This is a genomic window from Corynebacterium sp. KPL1814, from assembly GCF_000478175.1.
Lineage (GTDB): Bacteria > Actinomycetota > Actinomycetes > Mycobacteriales > Mycobacteriaceae > Corynebacterium.
Genome location: NZ_KI515776.1, coordinates 119972 through 142140 on the forward strand (window position 1 = coordinate 119972; position 22169 = coordinate 142140).

Below are 22169 nucleotides of genomic sequence, written 5' to 3' on the forward strand. Positions count from 1 at the left end.
GATAAGGCCAAGATTGATGCGATTGAAAAGAAGCTGCTTGCTAACCCAGAAATCGCGAAACTGATTGATGAGCTAGGCACGTCCACCACGGATGCCAACGACCTAGTTCGGGGCATGTTACAAGCCTCAATTACCCGGGGTTTGAATGCTGAAATGGATGCCCACCTAGGCTATGAGCCCGGCGATAGAGCAGCTAAAGCTACTGCTGAAACAGACAATCACCGCAACGGCACCTACCCGAAAACCGTGGATTCTAACTACGGGCCAGTAAACATTGATGTTCCACGAGACAGAAACGGCACGTTTGTTCCTACTATGGTGCCCAAAGGCTCTAGGCGGCTAACAGATGTTGACGATATGATTGTCAGCTTATATGCCGGCGGAATGACCATCCGCGATATCCAGCACCATATGGCAACTGCGATGCGGGTAGATATCTCCCATGAGACGATCTCCGCAGTCACCGACGCCGTCCTCGACGAGGTCATGATCTGGCAAAACCGCCAGTTAGACGAGTTCTACCCCGTGATATTCCTGGATGCGTTGCGCATTAAAGTCCGCGACGGCGGCCGGGTAGTCAATAAGTCTGCGTACATGGCAATCGGTGTGGACCTCGACGGGATCAAGCATATTTTGGGATTGTGGATTGCTAAAGAAGAAGGTGCTTCCTTTTGGGCACACGTGTGCGCCAACTTATCTAACCGTGGGGTCAAAGACGTCTTTATTGTCTGCTGTGACGGGCTGAAAGGCCTACCAGAGGCAGTGGAGGCAACTTGGCCGAACTCTATGGTGCAAACCTGTATCGTGCACTTAATTCGTGCTGCGAATCGATGGGTGGCCTATGGGGATCGCCGGGCTGTATCAGCCGCGTTGAAGAAGGTTTATACGGCTACTGATGAATCCACGGCAGAAGCAGCGTTGAAGGAATTTTCCGAGTCTGAACTGGGTGTGAAGTATCCTCAGTCGGTCAAGGTCTGGGAGGATGCGTGGGATAGATTCGTGCCATTTTTGCAGTTTCCTCCAGCGGCCAGGAAGGTTATCTATACGACGAACTCCATTGAGTCGTTCAACAACCAGCTGCGTAAAGCTACCCGCAACAGGGTGCAGTTCACTAACGATGAATCCGCGCTCAAGACGCTGTGGTTGATGATCTGCAACATTGAAGACAAACGAGCCGCAAAGAGGGCAAAGCAAGGCAAACGAGTCTCAGCGACAGCCGGCAGACTCATGGAAGGAGCCCGAGTTTCCGGCTGGAAACAAGCCATTAACCAAATGGCCGTGGCCTACCCCGACAGCTTCGACAAATACCTATAAACCTAGCCCCACACACAAACAACTTGACACCCTCCGAACAAGCAAGCATTGATAGATGCAGGTCTGCACTACATTTTGTCGGTGAAACCCCACCGTGCCTGAGGTGATTGAAACCTGGCGGCGGGAAATCCCTGGTGAAGCCTACGCCCACGGCCAGATCTGGACACAAGCCTCGGCAAGCGATGCGCGCAAACACACAACCCCGAATACGGTGACCCACTTCCAGTACTCCTATGATCGGGCCAGACGCGGCCTGCGCGGAATCAAAGAGCAAGTCGCAAAAGCCAAACGCGCTGTTGACGGCGCAATCGCCATTAAGCGCAACCGCTATTTCGATCTTTCCACCCCGAACAAGAAGGTCAACTACGCTCTCGCTGCCAAACACCGAGCCCTAGCCGGAATTAAAGGCTATGAAACCGACCTGACCGCTCTTCCCGCCCAGGAGGTTATCGGGCATTACCGCAGGCTATTCCACATTGAAAATGTCGTATCGGATGTCGAAATCAGACCTGAAAGCACGCCTAATCTATGCGAGGAAACAAAACTCGATCACAGCACATCTCAATATTGTGATGGCAGCACTAGCCGTGACCCACCTGATGGAGACCCGCAGTGGTCACTTCATCAAACGCCTCGTGAGAACACTCAAGAAATACCGCAGCTTTCAACTCGTCGTTGGCGGCGAAACCATTCACGCCGCCGTACCATTCCCGCCCGACCTCACTGCCACCATCCAAGTAATCACCGGCCGCGAACTTCCGCACAAAATTGGCCTAAGTCAGGTTAGAAGGGAATCAGCACACCGTCTCGTGGGATTCGTGCTCTGGGTGCTCAATCTGGATGGTGGAGTGCTCGATACCGTGTTCGCGCAGGGCCTGCTGGGCGGCATCCAACAGCGGGCCGGTGCCGACGGTGCCGTCGCGCACGATATGCACGGTCGTGAGCACGTTCACGCCGTCCAGGCTCCACAGGTGCAGGTCGTGGATGTCAGCAACGCCCTCGACCTGCCGCAGCGCGGGCTCGATCGCACTGGCGTCGAAGTCCGCCGGGACTTGCTCGAGCAGCACGCTCGTCGAAAGCCGCATGAGCTGCCAGGCGCGCGGCAGCACCATCGCCGCGATCGCTAGGGAGGCGATCACGTCCGCCGCCACAAACCCCGTGGTCAGTACCACGATGCCGGCCACGATTACTGCGACAGAGCCGAGCATATCCACTAACACGTGCAAGAACGCGCCCTCCACGTTGATCGAGGATTTGCGGTGCCGGTGCAGAACCCACGCCGATAGCGCATTCGCCACCAGGCCGATCACCGCGATGATCAGCATCGTTTTTCCCTGCACTTCGGCCGGGCTCTGCAGGCGGCGCACCGCCTCGACGACAATCCAGACCGAGATCGCCAGCACCATCACTGCGTTCGCCAGTGCAGCAAGCACCTCCACTCGTCGGTAGCCGTACGTGGCCTGAGCCGATGCTTGTCGGCGCCCAACCAACACCGCTAACACCGCGATGATCAACCCCGCAGCGTCGGAAAGCATGTGCATCGCATCCGCCATCAGCGCCATCGAACCCGCCAACCAGCCGCCGATCAGCTCCGCGAAGAAGACGGTGCCGGTAATGCCTAGCGCAATCAAGAGTGCGCGCAGCGGCGTGCTGGAGTGATCGTGGTCGTGGTGCTCGTGTGCCATGCACTCAGCCTATCCCCGTCGACGCTTATTGACAATTAAATGCAAATGGATGGCGGTAAGCGCAGCCACTGAGGCCAAGTCGGCCTGCTTTAGGTCATTGTGCAGTTGTCCTTTGAATGTGTAGAGAAGCTGAAACATGAACAACCAAAAAGTAGGTGAGGTTACCCTCGTTTAGTGGACACCCTATTTGTGCGGATTTTGTGTCCGTAAGAGAGGATGTTCATTGTGAGTCAACAACGCCAGAAATACACGCCGGAGTACCGGCGTGAAGCCGCAAACCTAGTAATCGAGTCAGAACGCCCGATTGCTCATGTAGCGAAAGAAATTGGTGTCGCACCTGGCCTTTTAGGTCGGTGGGTGAAAAATGAGCGTCAACGCCGAGGATCCTCTGATGGGCTAAGCGAGGCTGATCTTCGTGCTGAGAACGCTCGTCTGCGTCGTGAGCTGGCAGAAGCCAAGATGGATAACGAGTTTTTGTCAAAAGCGACAGCCTTCTTCGCCGCAAAGCAACGCGATCAGAAAAGTTCGAATTAATGCAGCAGGAGAAGGCGAATTTCAGTATCAAGCGCATGGCACGCCTTTTGAAGGTATCTCGGTCTGGATACTACAAATGGGCCCATATGCAGCAGCAACGCTTATCCGGTAAGGATGATCGTGCAGCATTTTACGATGATGTTGATCGCAAGATTCATCAGATCTGGAAAGACTCCAACGAGGTCTACGGTGCCCCGCGAATCACCGCAGAACTAGGTGAGCGCTACCAGATTGTTCTTAACCGCAAGACTGTGGCTAAGCGGATGCGCCTGATGGGAATTGAAGGAATTTCACCGCGTGCCTTCGTCCCAGCGACAACGATTCAATCTAAACGTAAGTCGAGTCTTCCTGACCTGGTAAAGCGCATGTTTGATACCGGCGAGCTCAATCGAGTATGGATGTCAGACATTACCTACCTGCGAACCGGCGAGGGTTGGTTGTACTTATGCGCAGTTCGCGATGGTCATTCCCGCAGGGTGCTGGGCTGGGCTATGGATAGCGTGCAAGATACATTCCTGGTCGAACGAGCACTGCGGATGGCACATACACTGCGTGGTGACGTTCCTGACGGGCTGGTGTTTCACGCCGACCGGGGAACACAATTTACCAGCGAGCAGCTCTGGGAGGTGTGCCGCAACCTAGGTGTTGCTCAGTCTGTGGGGCGTACTGGGGTGTGTTTCGATAATGCGATGGCTGAGTCGTTCTGGTCGACGCTTAAGACCGAGTTCTACGACCGGAAGCGCTGGCCAACCCGCGATGCTGCGCGTCAGGCCGTTGCCTACTGGATTGAAGCCGTCTACAACCGTCGGCGCCGGCACTCCGCACTCGGGATGGTCAGCCCCGTCGATTTCGAGAACCACACCAGCCTAACCACCAGCAGAAAAGAAATAGCTGCCTAACCACTAGGTAGCTCCACTACGTGTCCACGATTTGCGGGCAACCCCAACTGGTTATTGAGTGTTCGGCGTTCCTTTGGCACGGGTGTTTTCTCGTTGAGGAATGTTTTGAATACCTGACCGAAGTCGTGCAGACGTAGCGTCCACTCCCGTGCCTGTTCGAGTGTGGTGACACGGGTTAGTTTCAGCGCCAGTGCGTAGATGGTTTTGCCGGCGTCGGTGCGCGGCCGTGAGGTGGTGTAGCGGCGGATGACGCGTTGCGCATGGACGAGACAACGCTGAATCATCGCGTTTGGCCAGCAGGCTTTAATCGCGGTGAGTGCGCCTTGTCCGACGTCGATGACGACGCAGAGCGGCTCGGCGATTTTGCGAAGAAGCTGCGTGTATGCGTGGACAGTTTCGTGTTTGGTCCAGTGCCAAGCAATGACGTGGTGGCGTCGATGAAGATCTGCTCGTAGACGCGCTGCGGGGCACCGTCGTTGGGGACGTCGATGAGCCAAAACGGTTCAATCGGCGATCAAGTGTCCAACGACTCACCCTTTGTGGCCCGGCGAGTTCAGACAACGTCACTGTGGAGGTGACATAGGAGATGAAGGCTTTAAAGTCGCAGGCCTGAGTGAGATCGGTGCGGGTTCGTGTCGTGGAGCTGCCGCAGTTCGGGTCTTTGCACCGCCACCTGGTTGTGCCTTTGGATGTGGTTCCGTTTTTCTTCATTTGCCCAGCACATACCGGGCATCGTGGTCTGTTTTTACTCACCCGGAAAGCACACCAGAGAGTGTCTGATGGTTTGTGTGTGGGTACCTAACCTGCATGAGGAGATGGACCAGAATGACTACTGTGGCGAGACGAGATCCGGCTGATAAGGCCAAGATTGATGCGATTGAAAAGAAGCTGCTTGCTAATCCTGACATCGCGAAACTGATTGATGACCTAGGCACGTCCACAACGGATGCCAACGACCTAGTTCGCGGCATGTTACAAGCCTCGATTACCAGGGGACTCAACGCTGAAATGGATGCCCACCTGGGCTACGAGTCTGGCGACAGGAGCGCTAAAGCTGCAGCTAGAACAGACAATTACCGCAACGGGTCGTATCCAAAGACCGTGGATTCTAACTGCGGGCCAGTCACCGTTGATGTCCCTCGGGATCGGGCTGGAACATTCTTTCCGACTATGGTCCCTAAAGGTTCTAGGCGCTTGACTGATCTTGATGACATGATCGTCAGCTTGTATGCCGGTGGGATGACAATTAGGGATATCCAGCATCATATGGCAACGGCGATGCGTGTCGATATTTTCCATGAGACGATTTCTGCGGTTACTGACGCCGTGCTCGATGAGGTTATGGTCTGGCAAAACCGCCAGCTAGACGAGTTCTACCCCGTGGTTTTCCTGGACGCGTTGCGCATTAAAGTCCGCGACGACGGCCGAGTAGTCAACAAATCTGCGTACATGGCAATCGGCGTGGATCTCGACGGTATTAAGCACATTTTAGGATTGTGGATTGCCAAGGAAGAAGGCGCTTCATTCTGGGCGCAGGTATGCGCCAACTTTTCTAACCGTGGGGTCAAGGACGTCTTTATCGTCTGCTGTGACGGGCTGAAAGGCCTGCCAGAGGCAGTTGAGGCAACCTGGCCGAACTCTATGGTGCAAACCTGTATCGTGCACCTGATTCGCGCCGCTAACCGGTGGGTAGCCTACGGGGATCGCCGGGGCGTATCAGCCGCGTTGAAAAAGATTTACACTGCCACGGACGAGCCCACAGCACAGGTTGCTTTAGACGAATTTGAAGCCTCCGAGCTGGGTGAGAAATATCCCCGCTCAGTCAAGGTCTGGCGTGATGCGTGGGCGCGTTTCGTACCGTTTCTGCAGTTCCCACCAGCAGCCAGGAAGGTCATCTATACGACGAATTCCATTGAGTCGTTTAACAACCAATTGCGTAAAGCTACTCGCAACAGGGTGCAGTTCACCAACGATGAATCCGCGCTCAAGACGCTGTGGTTGATGATCTGCAATATTGAAGACAAACGAGCTGTAAAGAGAGCCAAGCAGGGCAAACGAGTCTCAAGAACAGCCGGCAGACTCATGGAAGGAGCCCGAGTTTCTGGCTGGAAACAAGCCATCAACCAGATGGCCGTGGCTTTTCCCGACCGCTTCGACAAATACCTATAAACCTAGCCCCACACACAAACAACTTGACACGCTCGGAAACCTAGAGAGGCCCTAGCAGCACGGGGGATGAGTTTATTAAAGGCCGAAGGCGCCGCCGCTGACGAGGATGAAGGTACCCAGGCCGATCAAGACGATAGGGAACAGCACATGCTCCCAGCGTTCGAGAATCTCCGCGATGGGCGGACGGGTGGCCACGAACTTCGCCAACAGGACCAGGCCCGCCACCAGAATCAGAAAGACAACGCAGTAGATGATAACGGTGGCGGTATCCACGTTGAGAAAAACCGGGACATAGACGCCGATATTGTCGCCACCGTTGGCAAAGGTCACCCCGGCGACGGTCAAGACGCTTACGTTCTTTCCGCTGACTTTCGCGTCATCGTCGTCGTCATCGTCTCCCCGCCAGGCTTGCCAGGCCGCCCACAGCCCCAGGGCCAGGGGGATTAGCCCGAAGTAGGGGATCGCCTCGGTGGGCAGGAAGGCATCCGCCCCTAGGGTGACCAGAATCGTGGCTGCGAGGATGCCCGCGAAACCAAGATACTGCCCGGCCAGGATCCGAAGTGTGGTCCCTGCTTGGCCGGCCCCACGGGCGAAGAACAGCGAGAGCACGATGATGTCGTCGATATTGGTGGCGATAAACAGACCAACCGCCCCCAGGAGACCAGTTACCACTTACCTGTTCCCCTCTCCGGTGGCACACCCGGGCACGTCACATGCCGAGTCAATACACGGGGCATTTTCGTCGGCAGCCAGAGTGGTATCTAGCAGTGAGTTCAACGCTTGGACAAGATGGGCGTCGACGATCTCGTAGCGGGTCTTCCTCCCCTGCGGTTCTGCGACCACAATTCCGCAGTCCCGTAGGCAAGTGAGGTGGTTCGACACATTTGACCGCGTCAGTTCCAGTTCCCGGGCGAGAGCGGCCGGGTAGGCCGGGCCGCCCAGCAGGGTCAGGAGAATACGGGATCGGGTGGGATCGGCCATCGCCCGACCCAATCGGTTCATCACGTCCAAGCGCGAAGCAATAGTCAGCATGTACTGGACTATACAGCGTCTGCTGAACTGTTGCAACGAGGGGCGAACGTCGGCCCGACGGTGATGTGTGGGACACCAGCATCCTTCGGTACTGTCTGTGTCGAATTCGTTCGTCTATGAACAGCAGGCTGCCGCAAGGGTCACTCAGGCGGCCGAGGCCTCTGTTCCGGACAAGGACAAGGAGCAATCCGCGGGGCTGCCCCCACGAGCGTCAAGAAGAAAGCGTAACTGGCCGGCTGTCAGGGACGCCACCGCCTCCCACCCCTGACATATTGCCTTAGGGGTGGCGGTAATTCGACCATCCGCAGCTTAGGCTTGGCCCTTCAGCCAACTCCTGTCGATGACCCGGTGTGCATAGGAGATCATCGCCATGGCGTCGAGAAAATCTTGTCCCTTTTCTTCCGATCCCAGACGTGCGCGATGGGCGCGATCGTTACGAAGGTGTCCGTAGATTCCGTTGAGTAGATGGATGAATCCGAAATGCTCGGCCTCATCTGCTGGGCTGGAGAAATCGTTTATGAATCGTGGCCCAGGGTTATTGCGTGTACCGAACACGTACTGAGTGAGCTTCTCTCCGTCAAGCGCGCAGTCTGCGGGCCGGATACGTTCCATCAGTGACTTTGTCGCTTCGGTTACAGCATGGAACATCGACTGATTAATCAGTTCTTCTTCACAAAATCTCAGCGCCTCGGGATGAGTGCCGCGCAAGACAAGCTTCTCTTTTATCCGCCTGGTCAGGGCGTCGGCGCCGATGACGCCTTCACCTGTAGGGACGATGTGCCCCTCCTCGGTGACGCTGAACCGATAGGTGCGAAGGATTGTGTCGACGTCGGAGATGATCCGTTGACGCTTCTGTGGCCCCTTCAAGAACCGGGCTGGAGCTAGAGCCTCTGAAACAAAACGTGCCAGTGGCCCGCTCGACTCAGCGGATTGTTGCTCGTTCATCAAGGCGTGGTAGGCGATATCAGTCTTGGAGGAAAAACCCTCGAGCACCGTGATACCGGCCGCGGCGAAGACATTATGCATCTCCGTAGCTGAGATTCCCTCCCCTCCTGCCACGAGTGCCTTGCAGAGTGCGCGTGTCAGAGCGGGGTTAGCAACTGGAAGGTTATTTTTAGAAAGCATGCTATGAATTTAGCGAGTGCGTCCCAGCATGTGTCACCGGATAGGGAAGAGTGCGCAGTTTCTGGCACGCTGTTTGAAGTGTCCCAGGTTTTGTTCCGTTTGAGTAGATGGGAAAATCTGGAACATGCCGAGAAAATTTGACCAGGATGCAAAGGACCGAGTGGTCCGTCTTGTAGAGGACCGCATCGTGGCGGAAAATATGTCGATGCACCCCGCGTGCCAGGCAGTAGCTCCAAAGCTGGGGGTTTCATGGCACACGGCTCGTCAATGGACTTAAGCCTGCCCGGCGTGCGGGGAGCATCCCAGAACCTGTGCCTGAAGATTTGGCCGCCGAAAACGCGAGGCTGCGCCGTGAAAATCAAGAGCTCCGCGACACTAATGAGTTGTTGAAGGCTGCCTCGGCTTTTTTCGCCTCATGACTCGACCCGAAACGTTAAGAAATGATCCGGTTCATCGATGACTACCGGAGCAGTTTCTCTGTCGAGTTCATTTGTAAGACGTTGAAGAATAACCGGGCTGGTGGGTTTATCACCTCGCGTGGTTATCGCCAGTTCAAGGCCCGTGGATTAAGCGCTCGTCGCCTTCGCGATACTATGTTGGTTGAACGCATTAGTGCTGTTCATAGAGATAATTACGGTGTCTACGGTGTGCGGAAAATGTGGCATGCTCTCCGCCGTGACGGAATCGATATCGGCCGTGAACACGCTACCCGACTGATGCGCCTGGCTGGCGTTTCTGGCAAAGGCAAAGGCGGATCACCGATTACAACCCGAAAAGCTAACGTGCCTGATTTGCGCCCAGATTTGGTCGAGCGTGAATTTAAAGCTCAAGGACCGAATAAGCTGTGGGTGGCCGACATTACCTACGTGCGCACGAAGAAAGGCTTTGTGTAGAACGTGAGCTGCTGTGCGTGGCAGGCCTCGGGTGTTACGTATGGATAACGGCCCGGAGTTCATCAGCCGTGAGCTGGCTAGTTGGGCTGCTAAGCAAGACACTGTCGAGGCGTTCATCCCACCGGGGATGCCATGGCATAACGGGTTTGTGGAGTCCTTCCACAACCGGCTACGCGACGAGCTGTGAGAGGACGAGATGTTCGACGATCCCGCCCATGCGTCGCGTTGCCTGCGACTGTGGTCGAAGCGCTATAATACCTATTATCCTCATTCGAGCCTAGGGTTTATCCCGCCGACTGAGTACGCCAACCAATGGCACCAAACCCAGGAAGGCACTCAAACCGCCCGGTCTTAAAAACCAGCCTGGCCCACCCGCGGACTTGATGATGTCTACCTCACTACCAGTGATGCCCATTTAGGTATCCAGCACGCGATTAGTGACGTGTTACTGAATGCGTCCTGGCAACGATGTCGAACCCATTTCGCCAAAAACCTATCGTCGATGGTGCCCAAGACGCAGTGGCCAACCCTATCGGCGATGTTTCATACGGTACTCCAGCAGCAAGATTCGGAATCGGTGTGGTCCCAAGCCACAGAGGTCGTGGCGTTTTGCCAGCAGAAGTTCCACACGTTGCTAACTACCTGGAAGAAGCCCTCGACGAACTATTGGCGTTTACAAACGCGCTGGCATCAGTGTGGAAGAAAGACTGGCCGAATAATCCCGCTGAACGGCTCAATCGTGAAATCTGGTGACGTACAGATGTCGTCGGCATCTTCCCCAATCTTGACGCTGTGGTGCGCCTTGTCTGTGCGGTCTTGGCTGAACAACATGATGACTGGATTCAGCAAAACCGCTACATGTCGCTAACGAGCCTGGAACAGACCAAAGCGTTGATCACCGTCAACGTCATTGACGCTGACACCTCCAAGGAAGTCGCGTGAACCAGTTAGAGCACCGGGTACGTGCTGACCCCCTGAGCCCATAACACTGCTTGTTTCAACGAAAGGCAGAAACACCACTCAAACAGACTTGACCAGCGGCCTAGCGCCAGCCCATGGTCATGAGCAGGCCAATGAGGGCGAGGCCGAAGCCAATCCCGTAGTTCCAACCGCTGAGCTCCGCCATGAAGGGGATGGATTCACCGGCGAGGTAATTGACCACGAGCCACAGCAGGCCAATGACCATCAGGCCAAGCATGATGGCCACGTACCATTTCGGGGTGCCTTCAGAGTTGATTTTGACCGGGGTGCGGTTTGCCCCAGAAGAGCTCGATACCTGGGTGGCAGAGCTCTGGGTGATCTTTGACTTTGGCATAAGAGACCTTCTCTAGATTTCAGTTCTTATCTCAGTGCTTACTGATGAATTACGATACCAGCAGCTATGGCTGCGGCAGGAGCGCCGAGGCTTCGAATTTCCAGATGCGAACCTCCACGTCCTGATCCTTGCGGATGGTATCGCCGGGATTAGTGGACGCCCAACCGATCTTATTGCTATCGACCAACGCGCCGGTGGGAATTGGCTCGCCCACGCGCAGCTCGCCATCCCAGCCCGCCTGACGCAGGGCATTCTCGGCTTGTCCTTGGTTCTTGTGCATGATCTCTGGTGCCTTCATGAGCATCCCATTGGATACCTCAATGGTGACAGTCTGGCCCTTTTCCAGCTGAGCGCCCTGGTTGGAGACGTTAAGCACGGTGCCTTCCGGCTCTAAGGAATCGACTTCCCGGACATTGACGTCGAAGTCATTGGCTTCGAGGCGGCTGCGCGCATCCTCCTCGTTCAAGCCAGCGACATCAGGAACGCGCTTCTTTTCGATGCCCTTAGACACCGTCACCCGGACCTTTGATCCCTTGGACAATTGGGTACCACCCGCGGGGTTCTGCTGAATTACCTCGCCGGCGGGGGCCTCATCATTGCGCTCAGAAATATCCGAGTTCAGCTCCAAGCCTGCCTCTCCCAAAACCTGCGCGGCCTGATCCAAGTTCATGCCGGTGATATCTGGGACATCGATGATTTCCTTGCCGGAAGAAACGGTCAAGGTCACCGAGGCATTCTTCTGCAATTCCGAACCAGGGGCCGGATTAATGCGAATCGCATTATTGCGATCGATATCGGGGTTAGCTTCCTCGTTCACGGTGACGAGAAGTCCCAAGTCCTCGAGCTCCTTGACCACTTCATTGCGCGGGCGGTTTTCTACCTCCGGCACGATGACGCTATTGTGCTCCGCCACCTCGGTTTGGTTTCGACCGTTCCGGTTATCGTCATCGTCGCTACTCCAGAAATCCCAGGCAAAATAGCCCAAGATGGCGATCAACAGCGCGACGAGAAGCAGCGCGAGCCACTTCATCCAGCCGCCGCTTTCGTCCTCTTCGGTAGGACGCGTCGATTCGATCGGTGCCCGGTGGGACGCAGCCGCAGGGGCAGTAGAAGTGGCCGGTGCGGGCATCGCCGTCGTGGCATCATCTTCGTTTACGTGCATGCGAGCAGCATTGGTGACCTGGCCACCCCGCAGGCGGTCCAAATCGCCGGCCATCTCCCAGGCAGACTGGTAGCGGTCCGCGGGGTGCTTGGCCATCGCGGTCAGTACCACCGCATCGATATTGACCCGCTGGGTGGGGGTCAACGAGGGATCATCGATAAGCTCCGAAGGCGGGGTCGGTTCCTCCTGCACGTGCTGGTAGGCCACGGCAAAGGGGGTTTCGCCTTCGAATGGGGTGCGGCCGGTGAGCACCTCGTACATGACGCAGCCCAGCGCATAGACATCGGAACGCGCATCGGCGTGTTTGCCGCGCGCCTGCTCCGGGGAGAGGTACTGAGCGGTACCGATAACGGCAGAAGTCTGGGTCATCGCTGAAGTTGAATCGTCCAATGCACGAGCGATGCCAAAGTCCATCACCTTCACCTGGCCGGTGTTGGTGAGCATGATATTCGCCGGTTTGATATCGCGGTGAATGATTCCCGCCTCATGGGATGCCTGCAGAGCCTCAGCAACCGGCTTGAGGATTTCCGCCGCCTCTTGGGCGGGCAGCGGGCCATCTTCGCGAATAATATCGCGCAGCGTGGCCCCGTTGACCCTTTCCATGACGATATATGGGATGGTCATGCCATCCATCTCGGTCTCACCGGTGTCATACACCGCCACGATATTGGGATGGTTTAATTTGCCTGAGTTCTGTGCCTCGCGGTAGAAGCGCTCGCGAAAGTTGATATCGCGGGCCATCTCCGTGCGCAGCATCTTTACCGCTACTTGCCGGCCTAAAGTGGTGTCTTCTGCGGCAAATACCTCGGACATGCCGCCGGAGCCGATGATCTCACCGAGCCGGTACCGGTCATTGACCATGGCTTAGTCACCATCCTGTCTTAATAAGTCAGATAAATCCCCAGGAAGTTCATCGGGCTGGGAGTTTACTGTGTTTTTCTGTTCAGGTGTATTTTCGACGTGCGTCTGCTGCTCCTGCGGTTGGCGCTGCTGGGGCTGGCGTTGCTGCGGCGGAGTATTCGGGCTCTGCTGGTTTCGCGTCGGGGCCTGCTGGTTCGGGGCCTGCGGCTGACGGTGATTATCACGCGGCGCCTGGTTGCCCTCCCGATCCGTGGGCTCGGTCTCCGTTACCGTCACTTCCGGCTGCGTTTCATTCGTACCTTTGTCCTCTTCCAGCGTTTCTACTTCCGTGGTCGTGGGATCCCGGTATTCAGTAACCACGGACGTTTCTTGGGTAGACGAAGGCTCGCTGTCGCCACCCTCGCTACTAATGAGGTTCATCAGGGCGTAGCCGCCCGCAGCAAGCAGGGCGATGGCCACGACGATACCCAGGCCCTTGAGGAAAGACTTCCCGCCCTTCGAATCACCTTCCGGTACCGGTGCTGCCTTGCGCTGTGGCGCGGCAGTCCCCGCCGCCGGATGAATGGTGGTGGGCTGGGCGACATCGGCAAGCATTTCGGTCGATGCCGAGGGCGAAGGCTCCGGGGCCTGGTGGTGAGCCGGAATGGACTTTGGACGCGGTGGGCGCTTGCCCAGGCGCACATCGGATACCGCGACAGTGAATTCATTGCCATCGGCATAGCGGGTATTGGGATCCTTGCGCAGCGCAATGCGGATGAGCTCGCGCGCCGGGGCGCTAATCGTGGTCGAAAGCGGCTCTGGCTCCTGGTTGATGTGGGCAAGAGCAATGGAAACGGAGGAATCGCCCGAAAAAGGGCGCTTGCCGCCAAGCATCTCGTAGCCTACGACGCCGAGCGAGTAGATATCCGAGGCAGGGGAGACTTCCTTGCCCTGCGCTTGCTCAGGCGAAACGTACTGGGCAGTACCCACCACCATGCCGGTGCGCGTGAGCGGTACCGCGGCGGCGGCCTTGGCGATGCCAAAGTCCGTAATCTTCACCTGTCCATTTTGGGTGATCATCAGGTTGCCGGGCTTAATATCGCGGTGCACCAAGCCCATCCGGTGGATAATGGATAGGCCGTGGCCCGCCTGCTCAAGCACGTCGAGCGCGAGTTCTTCTTGCAGCGTATTCTCGCGCGCGAGCAGGTCCGCGAGGGATTCGCCCCGCACGTATTCCAAGGCCATGAAGCAGAATTTGCGGCCATTATCTTCCAGCTCGCGGTAGTCATACGTGGCCACCACGTTATCGGACTGGATAGATTCGGCGGATTCCGCTTCATTGCGGAAGCGAGAGAGGAATTCCTGGTTATCAGAAAACTCCGGCCGCAAAACCTTGATGGCTACTTCGCGGTCATTACGAGTGTCATCGGCAAGCCACACCGTGGACATGCCGCCGTGGCCAATGATCCACTGCAGCTCGTAGTCGCTGCCGATGAGTTCCTGGAGATGGTCCTTATTCTCGGTATTCTTCATTACTGCTCCCCCTGGTATGCGCTCAAGATGGCACGACCAATTGGGCCAGAGACTCTGCCGCCCGTTGCGGATTCGCCCAGGTTACCGCCGTTCTTGACGACGACCCCGACGGCAATATCGCGGTCCGGATCAAAGGCCACGTACCACACGTGCGGAGCCAAGCCTTCGCCGTGCTCGGCGGTACCGGTCTTGGATGCAAAGCCATTGCCGTCGTAGCCCCACGAAGAACGCTCGGAGGCAAACATCAAGTCCTTAATGGTCGATGCGGTCTCTTCCGTCACGGCCTCGCCGGCCTTCTTGGGCTTGGTGGTGCGGATTTCCTTCATCTGGGCATCGGTAATGCGATTGACCAGGTAAGGCTCCATGCGCGTGCCCTTATTGGCCACGGTGCCGGCCATGACTGCCGCCTGCAACGCGCTCATGGTGACATCGCGCTGGCCGATGGCTGATTGCGCCGTCGCCGCACCATCCGGCAGGTCACCCAAGGTACCCGCGGAGGAAGAGACGCCCAGATCGTATTTCTTGCCGATTCCGAAACCCTCCGCATACTTGCGCAGCTCATCCGCGCCGATCTGCTCAGACATCTGCACAAATGCGGTATTGCACGACAGCGCAAAGGCGGTCTGCAGGGTCACCGAATCCTGGCCGTTGCACTTTTCGTTGCCGTAGTTCGTCAGTTCCGTGACGGTATCCGGCAAGGTAATCACGTTGGCACCGGTCAGGCTCGACGAGGGGTCGAACCCATTATTCAATCCGGCCGCCGTCGTAATGATCTTGAAAATAGATCCCGGCGGCAAGGTATCTGCCGCTGCATGGTTGACCAGTGGTTGGCCCTCTTGCTCCTGCAAACCCGTCCAAGCTTCATCGGCGGATTCGCCCACCAATGAATTTGGGTTAAATCCCGGGTTAGAGGCCATGGCCAGAATCTTGCCAGTCGATGGCTGGATGGCAACCGCTGACCCTTCGTACCCTGGTCCGACCAGTTGGTCATACGCGGCCTGCTGCAATGCTGGGTCGATGGTGACCTCCACATTGGCGCCTTGGGTGGGCTTATTCGCGATGGTATCCAGCCAGTGCTGCTTGAACAGGGAATCATCCGTGCCATTGAGGATGTCGTTCTGTGAAGATTCCAATTCCGATGCACCAAATTGGCTGGACAAGTAGCCGGTGATATTGCCAAACGCGGGCGAATCGATGGGATAGGACCGGGAGTAGGTCTCATCCGGGTTCTCCGTGGATTGCGCCAGCACCGTATTGCCGGAATAGATCTGGCCGCGCGGGGTGGTCTGCAACTCTATAAACCCACGCGAGTTCTTCGCATTATGCGCGTATTTATCGTCCGAGAATGCCTGAATGACCGTCAGATTCACCAACAGGATAGCGGTCAAAATGATGGCAAATAGGGATACTAGGCGGATGGATTTATTCATCGGTAAGCCTCCTGAACCGACGGGAACATGGAGGTGTCACTCGGAGCAGCGCTCGAGTTCTCCTGCATGGGTCGGCGTGCCGCGTTAGAGATCCGCAGCAAGATCGCCAACAGTACATAGTTAGCCATGAGAGAGGAACCACCGGCGGACATGAAAGGAGTGGTCAAGCCGGTCATCGGCAGCAGGGCGGAAATGCCACCGGTGACGACGAAGACCTGTACCGCCAAAGTAAGAGAAAGGCCTGAGGCGACTAGTTTGCCGTAGGTATCGCGGGTACGCAACGCGGTATTGAATCCGCGGGTAACCAACATGCCAAAGAGGATCAAAACGGCAGCTAGACCAATCAGCCCCAATTCCTCACCGATGGCGGCGAGGATGAAGTCTGAGTGTGCCACCGGTACCAATTCGGGATGGCCCTGGCCCAGGCCGCTGCCGGAAATACCGCCAGAGGACATACCAAAAAGGGACTGGGCCAATTGGTAACCGGTGTTGTCGTAGTTAGCCAGCGGGTCGATGAAGTTGGAAAAACGCTGCTGGATCTTTTCGGATACCTGGTAAATGCCAAAGCCACCGATACCAACGAGGACGAGGCCGATAAATAGCCAACTGACCCGGCCGGTAGCCATAAATAGCATGCCTAGCACCGTGCTGAAGAGGAGCAGTGCCGGACCGAAGTCATTGGAAATGCCCATGATGATGATGGCGATGGCCCACACGATGAGAATGGGGGCAAGGTCGCGCAAGCGGGGCAGGGAGATCCCTAAGAAACGATAGCCAGCCACAGTAAAAAGGGATCGTTTCTGCGTCAGCAGCATGGCGAAAAATAGGATCAGCATGATCTTGGAGAACTCACCTGGCTGAATGGAAAATGGCCCGAAGTTCAGCCAAATGCGCGCTTCAACGCCATCAGGTTGTGGCCACACCAACGGCAGCGCCAACAGCACGAGGCCAGCCGCGCCCAAAATATAGGAATAGCGGGTCAGTGACCGGTGGTCCTTGACAACCGCCAGAACCAGCACAAAGAGTACGAGCCCAACGATGGTCCACATGACCTGGCGAACCGCGAGACCCCGATCATTGACCAAATCCAGCCGGGCCAAAACAATGAGGCCAATGCCATTCAGGATGGCAACGATTGGCAACATGATCTGATCCGCATAGGGCGCCAAAAAGCACATTGCCAAGTGGGCAATGGTAAAGACACCAATGAATCCACCGATGAGGTAGACCAAGTCCGTCGTGAGCGCATTATCCTGTGACAGCTCCAGACTGACCAAGGTGATGGCAAAGACGACCGCGGCGAGAATAAGGAGGCCGAGTTCGGTTCTCCGGCTAAAAAACTTCTGCATCAGCTACACCTCCCTACAAGTGACCCCAGGCTTGTTTTCCTTGGTGTCTTTATTATCTTTTTGGCTCGGCGCAGTGATACACGGCTTGAGTGCCTTTTCACCCAGATCATTAATCTGGTCCTGTACCTTGCTCAGGTCACCGGCAGAAATGTGATTGACCGCGCCGCGCTCAGACTCGGGCAGGTCAGAGACCTTTAATGGTGTGAAGTCACCCTTGCACTTCTGTGCAGAAAACAACAAGGAGTTCTTGTCATTAATGCACACGTATTGGTGCGTGGAGCTTAAATCCTTGCCAAATAAGGAATAATCCGCGCCTTTGAGGATGGTGATTTCTTCTGCGTCGTTGGTCTCGGCGTAATAGTTATTGGACAAGAAACTCTTTACCCACAGCCCTGCGCCGATAACGAGTGCCAAGATGATGATGAGGGCGATGAGGACCTTCCATCCAACTTTTCGTCGAGAGGGCTCGTCCTCTGCTTCTTCTTCATCGGAGTCTTTAGCCGCGTTATCTTCATCGGCCATGACAGCAGGCGGAATCACCTGGGGTTTACGGGTGAGTTTGGCAGCTCGTGACGCAGATGAATCCGGGTGCGTGGGCTCTTCTACCGATCCTGCCAGCGCGCCGACGCGGAATGCCTCGTGGGCGGCCGGTTTTTCTTCCGTAACCTCACCGATGACGACCGTGACATTATCCGGTCCACCTGAACGTATAGCGAGATCCACGAGGGTAGATCCTGCCTGTTCGATGCTTCCCTGGCCAAGGGCCGTTTCAATCGTGGAAGCGGTAACCGGGTCCGAAAGGCCATCCGAGCACAGCAAGATGCGGTCTCCCACCTTGGCCTCGAACGTAAAGAGCGTCGGCTCCACCGCACGGCCGGTATAGGCCTTCAAGATGAGGGACTTTTGTGGGTGGGAAGAAACATCTTCTGCGGCCAGCTCGCCCTTATCCACCAAGGACTGGACATAGGTATCGTCCTTGGTGATTTGCTCGAGTTTGCCATCGCGCAGCAGATAACCGCGCGAATCGCCTACATGGCAGACACCAAAGGTGGTGCCAGTAAACAGCATCGTGGACAACGTCGTGCCCATGCCCTCGGTTTCCGGGTGGGCGGTGATGTGCTCGCTAATTGCATCATTGGCGTCATCGGCAGCAGCCGCAAGGAGTGCCTCTGGGTCCTCCTTGCCCGGATCCTGATCCAGGATTTCTAGGTGGTTGACCATGAGTTGGGAGGCGACCTCACCCGCGGCATGCCCACCCATGCCATCGGCCAAAATCAGCAGGTGGGATCCGGCGTATCCGGAGTCCTCATTATTACCGCGGATAAGCCCGCGGTCCGACTTGGCAAAAAAGTTTAGCATCAGTGTCATGCGTTCAACCTCACGGTAGTGCGGCCTAGCTTAATTTCGGAGTTCGCGCCGACTACCTCAGGTTGGTCGATGCGCACACCATTGACGAGGGTTCCGTTGCGAGATTCCAAATCCTCTACTACCCATTCGCTGCCGCGGCGAAATAGGCGTGCATGATGGCCGGAGGAGTAATCATCCCCAGTGACAAAATCACAGTCGGAGGCGCGACCCAAGGTACATTCCTCGAGCGTGCCCAAATTCATGTGGGATCCCTGCAAAGGGCCTGCCACAATAGAAAGCTGCTTCACTGCCGCGTTACTGCGTGGGGATGCACCTATTTTTGACGGTTGTGGCATAGCACCTGCGGATTTATTGGTATCACGCCGCATGGCATTCAAGGCCACCAGGACGAATACCCACAAAAGAGCCAATAAGCCGATGCGAAGCGCCAGCATGATGACTGCATCCATGGTGGCCTCCCTTCCTCAGTGTGAATTAGTAACTATGCGAATCAAGGCCCGTAATGCGGACCTCGACGTGGGAATGGCCCATGGTGATCACATCGCCATCGGCAAGCAGCCAGTTATCAATGGGAGTGTCATTGACCGTGGTGCCATTGGTGGACTGCAAATCCACCAAAACGGCATCTTCGCCGTTCCACGTGATTTCCGCGTGCTGGCGGGACACGCCCGTATCCGGCAGGCGCAAATCCGCATCATTGCTGCGGCCAATAATATTTGACCCTTCCTGCACGTGGTAGACGCGGGAAGAGCCATCCTGCAACATCAAATTGACTGCGGGGCCCTCTGTTCGCGGTGCGGGTTGGTCATCTTGCGCAATGAAAGCGGTAGTAGCTGCGTCATCCGCATTATTTTCGTGCGGGTTGGTCATCTGGTCCTCCTGACCATCAAAGTCGTGGAAAATCGCCTCGAAACCGGTCTCTTCTGTGGGCTCGTGATCTATAAACGAGGACACGCGAAGCTGGCCCGTGCGCAGGCCTGATTCCTCCGCTATTCGCACAATGACGGGACCAGCAAGGGACCATCCGTTATTGCGGATAAAGCGAGATAATTGGTCTGCGCAATCGGCAGGCAAATCGGGGTCTTGCGACAAGTTCTCCAAATCCTTGGAGGAGACGCCTACAGTCATGACATTGGGACTATAGAGTTTGTCATCGTCACCATGGCCGAGATTGTCATGGGCCTCTTGTTTTAAAAGCTCATCAATCTCTGCAGGAACGACCTTGCCACCGAAGACAAAAGCCATGCCGTTATCAAGGCCGCGTTGCATAGCGGAATCGAGCTTCGCCAGCCTTTCTAAAAACGCCACGAAGTTTGCTCCTTTCCGCTATACAGCGATCAGTAGTGATCAGTAGTAGCCATTATAGTTTGTACACTCCTTTCAAACGTAGACGGCGGCGCGAAAGTTCCTAGATTTTCGCCTTTAAATGCGCAAAATAATCCGCTTTTACTGCTGATTTGTATTTGCATGCACTGCCTGTGCTATCTTTATCTAGTCGCACTGACAACCACACCCTGCCCGGGTGGCGGAATTGGCAGACGCGCTGGCTTCAGGTGCCAGTGTTCGATAAGGACGTGCGGGTTCAAGTCCCGCCCCGGGCACAATGAGCAGTTGTACAAACTGCGACACCGGAGGTTACAAACCCGAAAGGGTTCGTGACCTCCGGTGTCTTTGTTTTTCTGAACTTTGGCGGTCGAGGATTGGGGTTAAGTAGCAAAATGTGTGTCTGGTGGGCGTGTCGTCGGTTGGGCGCCTTTTGTCATTTCATGGGTCCTTTTCTGATTCCTATGGAGTGTGAGTATTCGGTTGGGATAGCGTTGTCGTAGAAGGCTGGTCGGCCTGTTTCCGGGTCGGCTGTGTTGTGGTCTTCTGGGGTAAGGCCTTGGACTTTGGCGAGTTGGTCTTGCCCGAAATTGCACTGCCTGGCGATCTCTAATGGGTCGTCAGGCAGTTGTGTTTGTGAATACAGGTACCATTCCAGCATTTTGCGTTGTCGTTCTCCTGTTCTTCCACGGTGAGCATCAGCGATGCGTTTGAGCGGGGCGTTAACTCCGCCTTCGAGGCTGTTTGTCGTTGCTACCCAACGCTGTGGCATAAGAGCATGTGGTGGTGGCTTAAGGTAGGTAAATAGATGTTGTTTCTGCGAAAGGTTTCGCAGTGATTTATAGGCTTGGCGAACGCGTAAATGGGTCCATTCCCACTTACGGTTGGACCTGCGGCGGTGTGTAGGGGTCAGGGTTTTCTCGGAAAGGAAGTGTTTATAGACCTGGCCGAAGTCATGCAGGTTCTTCGTCCATTCCCGTGCTTGGTCTAGGGTGCTGATTTTGGTTAATTGCAGTGCTAGGCCATAGATGGCTTTGCCGGCATCGGTGCGTGGCCGGCTGGTGGTGTATCGGCGGATTACGCGTTGGGCATGGACTAGGCAGCGCTGGATTGGTGTGTGTGGCCAGCATGTTGCGATGGCTGATTGGGCGCCGAGTCCGCCATCAAGTACGACGCATAACGGTGGCGCTATGTTTTTAAGTAATTGAATATAGGCGTCGGTGGATTCCTTTTTAGCCCAGTGCCAGGCAATGACGTGGTCATGGCTTGCTGCGACAAGCAGGCAGCCTGCCGCGGTGTAGGTGCCGTCGATGAAGATTTGGTCGTAGATTCGGTGAGGGTCCGGGGTATTAGGGATATCGATAAGCCAAAAGGGTTCAAACCGGCGGTTGAGAGTCCACCGGCTTATTCCTTGTTGCTGAGCGAGCTGGTTCAATGACGTTGTAGATACCGCGTAGCGGTAGAAGGCGCGGAAGTCCCGGGACTGGGTATGGTCAGTTCGTTGGCGCGTTAGGGAGCTTCCGCAGTTGGGGTCTTTGCATCGCCATCTGGTTTTCCCTTTGGATGTTGTGCCATTTTTCTTCATCTGCCCTGCACAAATAGGGCATCGTGGTCGGTTAGTAGTCACCGGAAAATTCAACCAGCTCACCACATACCACATGCAGGTGCCATTCCGGTGGATTGAACAAAAAGCAGGGCCGAATAAGCCCCAGAAGCTTATTCAGCTCCTATTTAAACAAGCTAACCAGCGCTTACGCTGAAACCGAGACACACTTCCTGCTACTTAACCCGAGGATTGCAAGTGTGGGGATTTACATCCTAACTCCCGCTCTCGGCTTTCGTACTTTTGTTTTCGATGGTGTCAACAAGTCATTTTGCTTGTTATTTTGATCTGACGTCCTGGCTTTAGCTCCCGCTTCGGGGCAATTGGAATCCTCCAACTGGAGAGTGTCTAATGGTTTGTGTGTGGGAACCTAACCCGCATAAGGAGATGAACCAGAATGACTACTATGGCGAGACGAGATCCGGCTGATAAGGCCAAGATTGATGCGATTGAAAAGAAGCTGCTTGCTAACCCAGAAATCGCGAAACTGATTGATGAGCTAGGCACGTCCACCACGGATGCCAACGACCTAGTTCGGGGCATGTTACAAGCCTCAATTACCCGGGGTTTGAATGCTGAAATGGATGCCCACCTA

Annotated in this window: 19 protein-coding genes, 1 tRNA gene and 4 pseudogenes; 10 read left to right on the forward strand and 14 right to left on the reverse strand. The window is 55.8% G+C overall.

Going from position 1 to position 22169, the window contains the following annotated elements; translation table 11 throughout:
• Positions 1-12: 12 nt before the first annotated feature.
• Positions 13-1314 (forward strand): IS256 family transposase, encoded by a 1302-nt coding sequence (locus HMPREF1257_RS06670; protein ID WP_232211480.1) that lies wholly within the window; start codon positions 13-15, stop codon positions 1312-1314.
• Between the two features lie 94 nt (positions 1315-1408).
• Positions 1409-2101, forward strand: coding sequence for a hypothetical protein (locus HMPREF1257_RS12380; protein WP_198010502.1), 693 nt, complete (start codon positions 1409-1411; stop codon positions 2099-2101).
• A 7-nt stretch (positions 2102-2108) separates the two neighbouring features.
• Here the strand turns inward: HMPREF1257_RS12380 and HMPREF1257_RS06680 are convergent, their stop codons facing one another.
• Positions 2109-2999 carry a cation diffusion facilitator family transporter gene (locus tag HMPREF1257_RS06680; RefSeq protein ID WP_005276393.1) on the reverse strand — a complete coding sequence of 297 codons (891 nt, stop codon included), beginning with the start codon at positions 2997-2999 and terminating at the stop codon, positions 2109-2111.
• A gap of 216 nt (positions 3000-3215) precedes the next feature.
• On the opposite strand from HMPREF1257_RS06680, the gene HMPREF1257_RS06690 reads away from it, so the two are divergent.
• Positions 3216-4432 (forward strand): IS3 family transposase gene (locus tag HMPREF1257_RS06690; protein ID WP_156904624.1). Its coding sequence is split into 2 segments (ribosomal slippage): positions 3216-3477 and positions 3477-4432, totalling 1218 coding nucleotides; the frame shifts between segments, so codons are not numbered across the junction.
• Positions 4433-4479: 47 nt separating this feature from the next.
• On the opposite strand, the pseudogene HMPREF1257_RS11845 reads toward HMPREF1257_RS06690, so the two are convergent.
• Positions 4480-5143: pseudogene (locus HMPREF1257_RS11845) on the reverse strand (IS256 family transposase); the annotation flags it as partial.
• A gap of 114 nt (positions 5144-5257) precedes the next feature.
• Between HMPREF1257_RS11845 and HMPREF1257_RS06700 the strand changes: the two are divergent.
• On the forward strand, positions 5258-6601 hold the full coding sequence (locus tag HMPREF1257_RS06700; protein ID WP_023024702.1) for an IS256 family transposase: 1344 nt from the start codon (positions 5258-5260) through the stop codon (positions 6599-6601).
• Between the two features lie 75 nt (positions 6602-6676).
• Here the strand turns inward: HMPREF1257_RS06700 and HMPREF1257_RS06705 are convergent, their stop codons facing one another.
• The 3 genes from HMPREF1257_RS06705 to HMPREF1257_RS11630 form a co-directional block, all read right to left on the reverse strand.
• Positions 6677-7273, reverse strand: a complete 597-nt coding sequence (locus HMPREF1257_RS06705) for a cadmium resistance transporter (protein ID WP_023024704.1) — start codon at positions 7271-7273, stop codon at positions 6677-6679.
• Complete coding sequence (locus HMPREF1257_RS06710) at positions 7274-7633, reverse strand: helix-turn-helix transcriptional regulator (protein ID WP_023024707.1); 360 nt, start codon at positions 7631-7633, stop codon at positions 7274-7276.
• A gap of 309 nt (positions 7634-7942) precedes the next feature.
• Positions 7943-8758 carry a TIGR02391 family protein gene (locus tag HMPREF1257_RS11630; protein ID WP_023024709.1) on the reverse strand — a complete coding sequence of 272 codons (816 nt, stop codon included), beginning with the start codon at positions 8756-8758 and terminating at the stop codon, positions 7943-7945.
• Positions 8759-8836: 78 nt separating this feature from the next.
• Between HMPREF1257_RS11630 and HMPREF1257_RS12385 the strand changes: the two are divergent.
• The 4 genes and pseudogenes from HMPREF1257_RS12385 to HMPREF1257_RS11850 form a co-directional block, all read left to right on the forward strand.
• A pseudogene (locus HMPREF1257_RS12385) lies at positions 8837-9035 on the forward strand (hypothetical protein).
• Between the two features lie 163 nt (positions 9036-9198).
• On the forward strand, positions 9199-9651 hold the full coding sequence (locus HMPREF1257_RS06725) for an IS3 family transposase (protein WP_023024711.1): 453 nt from the start codon (positions 9199-9201) through the stop codon (positions 9649-9651).
• A gap of 40 nt (positions 9652-9691) precedes the next feature.
• A complete protein-coding gene (locus HMPREF1257_RS12630) occupies positions 9692-9838 on the forward strand; it encodes an integrase core domain-containing protein (RefSeq protein WP_349863848.1) in 147 nt (48 codons plus the stop codon).
• A gap of 186 nt (positions 9839-10024) precedes the next feature.
• A pseudogene (locus HMPREF1257_RS11850) lies at positions 10025-10593 on the forward strand (transposase); the annotation flags it as partial.
• A gap of 100 nt (positions 10594-10693) precedes the next feature.
• On the opposite strand, the gene crgA reads toward HMPREF1257_RS11850, so the two are convergent.
• The 8 genes from crgA to HMPREF1257_RS06775 form a co-directional block, all read right to left on the reverse strand.
• Positions 10694-10966, reverse strand: coding sequence for a cell division protein CrgA (gene crgA / locus HMPREF1257_RS06740; protein ID WP_023024716.1), 273 nt, complete (start codon positions 10964-10966; stop codon positions 10694-10696).
• A gap of 64 nt (positions 10967-11030) precedes the next feature.
• On the reverse strand, positions 11031-12989 hold the full coding sequence (pknB, locus tag HMPREF1257_RS06745; protein ID WP_023024718.1) for a Stk1 family PASTA domain-containing Ser/Thr kinase: 1959 nt from the start codon (positions 12987-12989) through the stop codon (positions 11031-11033).
• A gap of 3 nt (positions 12990-12992) precedes the next feature.
• Positions 12993-14501 carry a serine/threonine-protein kinase gene (locus HMPREF1257_RS06750; protein WP_023024720.1) on the reverse strand — a complete coding sequence of 503 codons (1509 nt, stop codon included), beginning with the start codon at positions 14499-14501 and terminating at the stop codon, positions 12993-12995.
• Positions 14501-15931 carry a penicillin-binding transpeptidase domain-containing protein gene (locus HMPREF1257_RS06755; RefSeq protein WP_023024722.1) on the reverse strand — a complete coding sequence of 477 codons (1431 nt, stop codon included), beginning with the start codon at positions 15929-15931 and terminating at the stop codon, positions 14501-14503. The genes HMPREF1257_RS06750 and HMPREF1257_RS06755 overlap by 1 nt, the downstream gene beginning before the upstream one ends.
• Positions 15928-17280: an FtsW/RodA/SpoVE family cell cycle protein gene (locus HMPREF1257_RS06760; RefSeq protein ID WP_023024725.1), complete on the reverse strand. Its 1353-nt coding sequence runs from the start codon at positions 17278-17280 to the stop codon at positions 15928-15930. Before HMPREF1257_RS06760 ends, HMPREF1257_RS06755 begins: the two co-directional genes overlap by 4 nt.
• A gap of 3 nt (positions 17281-17283) precedes the next feature.
• Positions 17284-18648 (reverse strand): PP2C family serine/threonine-protein phosphatase, encoded by a 1365-nt coding sequence (locus tag HMPREF1257_RS06765; protein WP_023024727.1) that lies wholly within the window; start codon positions 18646-18648, stop codon positions 17284-17286.
• Positions 18645-19097, reverse strand: a complete 453-nt coding sequence (locus tag HMPREF1257_RS06770) for an FHA domain-containing protein (protein WP_023024729.1) — start codon at positions 19095-19097, stop codon at positions 18645-18647. The genes HMPREF1257_RS06765 and HMPREF1257_RS06770 overlap by 4 nt, the downstream gene beginning before the upstream one ends.
• Before the next feature lie 25 nt (positions 19098-19122).
• Positions 19123-19956: a DUF3662 and FHA domain-containing protein gene (locus HMPREF1257_RS06775; protein ID WP_023024731.1), complete on the reverse strand. Its 834-nt coding sequence runs from the start codon at positions 19954-19956 to the stop codon at positions 19123-19125.
• A gap of 208 nt (positions 19957-20164) precedes the next feature.
• Between HMPREF1257_RS06775 and HMPREF1257_RS06780 the strand changes: the two genes are divergently transcribed.
• Positions 20165-20249: transfer RNA gene (locus tag HMPREF1257_RS06780), tRNA-Leu, on the forward strand.
• Between the two features lie 158 nt (positions 20250-20407).
• Here the strand turns inward: HMPREF1257_RS06780 and HMPREF1257_RS06785 are convergent.
• On the reverse strand, positions 20408-21598 hold the full coding sequence (locus HMPREF1257_RS06785) for an IS1249 family transposase (protein WP_034659221.1): 1191 nt from the start codon (positions 21596-21598) through the stop codon (positions 20408-20410).
• Positions 21599-21980: 382 nt separating this feature from the next.
• On the opposite strand from HMPREF1257_RS06785, the pseudogene HMPREF1257_RS06790 reads away from it, so the two are divergent.
• Positions 21981-22169: pseudogene (locus HMPREF1257_RS06790) on the forward strand (IS256 family transposase); the annotation flags it as partial.

What these genes read in the sequence shown, in the direction of transcription:
- HMPREF1257_RS06770 (WP_023024729.1), bottom strand. Translation starts at nt 19,097, where the DNA reads ATGGATGCAGTCATCATGCTGGCGCTTCGCATCGGCTTATTGGCTCTT.
- HMPREF1257_RS06725 (WP_023024711.1), top strand. Translation starts at nt 9,199, where the DNA reads ATGATCCGGTTCATCGATGACTACCGGAGCAGTTTCTCTGTCGAGTTC.
- HMPREF1257_RS06755 (WP_023024722.1), bottom strand. Translation starts at nt 15,931, where the DNA reads ATGAATAAATCCATCCGCCTAGTATCCCTATTTGCCATCATTTTGACC.
- HMPREF1257_RS06765 (WP_023024727.1), bottom strand. Translation starts at nt 18,648, where the DNA reads ATGACACTGATGCTAAACTTTTTTGCCAAGTCGGACCGCGGGCTTATC.
- HMPREF1257_RS12630 (WP_349863848.1), top strand. Translation starts at nt 9,692, where the DNA reads ATGGATAACGGCCCGGAGTTCATCAGCCGTGAGCTGGCTAGTTGGGCT.
- HMPREF1257_RS06700 (WP_023024702.1), top strand. Translation starts at nt 5,258, where the DNA reads ATGACTACTGTGGCGAGACGAGATCCGGCTGATAAGGCCAAGATTGAT.
- HMPREF1257_RS06750 (WP_023024720.1), bottom strand. Translation starts at nt 14,501, where the DNA reads ATGAAGAATACCGAGAATAAGGACCATCTCCAGGAACTCATCGGCAGC.
- HMPREF1257_RS06710 (WP_023024707.1), bottom strand. Translation starts at nt 7,633, where the DNA reads ATGCTGACTATTGCTTCGCGCTTGGACGTGATGAACCGATTGGGTCGG.
- crgA (WP_023024716.1), bottom strand. Translation starts at nt 10,966, where the DNA reads ATGCCAAAGTCAAAGATCACCCAGAGCTCTGCCACCCAGGTATCGAGC.
- HMPREF1257_RS06680 (WP_005276393.1), bottom strand. Translation starts at nt 2,999, where the DNA reads ATGGCACACGAGCACCACGACCACGATCACTCCAGCACGCCGCTGCGC.
- pknB (WP_023024718.1), bottom strand. Translation starts at nt 12,989, where the DNA reads ATGGTCAATGACCGGTACCGGCTCGGTGAGATCATCGGCTCCGGCGGC.
- HMPREF1257_RS11630 (WP_023024709.1), bottom strand. Translation starts at nt 8,758, where the DNA reads ATGCTTTCTAAAAATAACCTTCCAGTTGCTAACCCCGCTCTGACACGC.
- HMPREF1257_RS06760 (WP_023024725.1), bottom strand. Translation starts at nt 17,280, where the DNA reads ATGCAGAAGTTTTTTAGCCGGAGAACCGAACTCGGCCTCCTTATTCTC.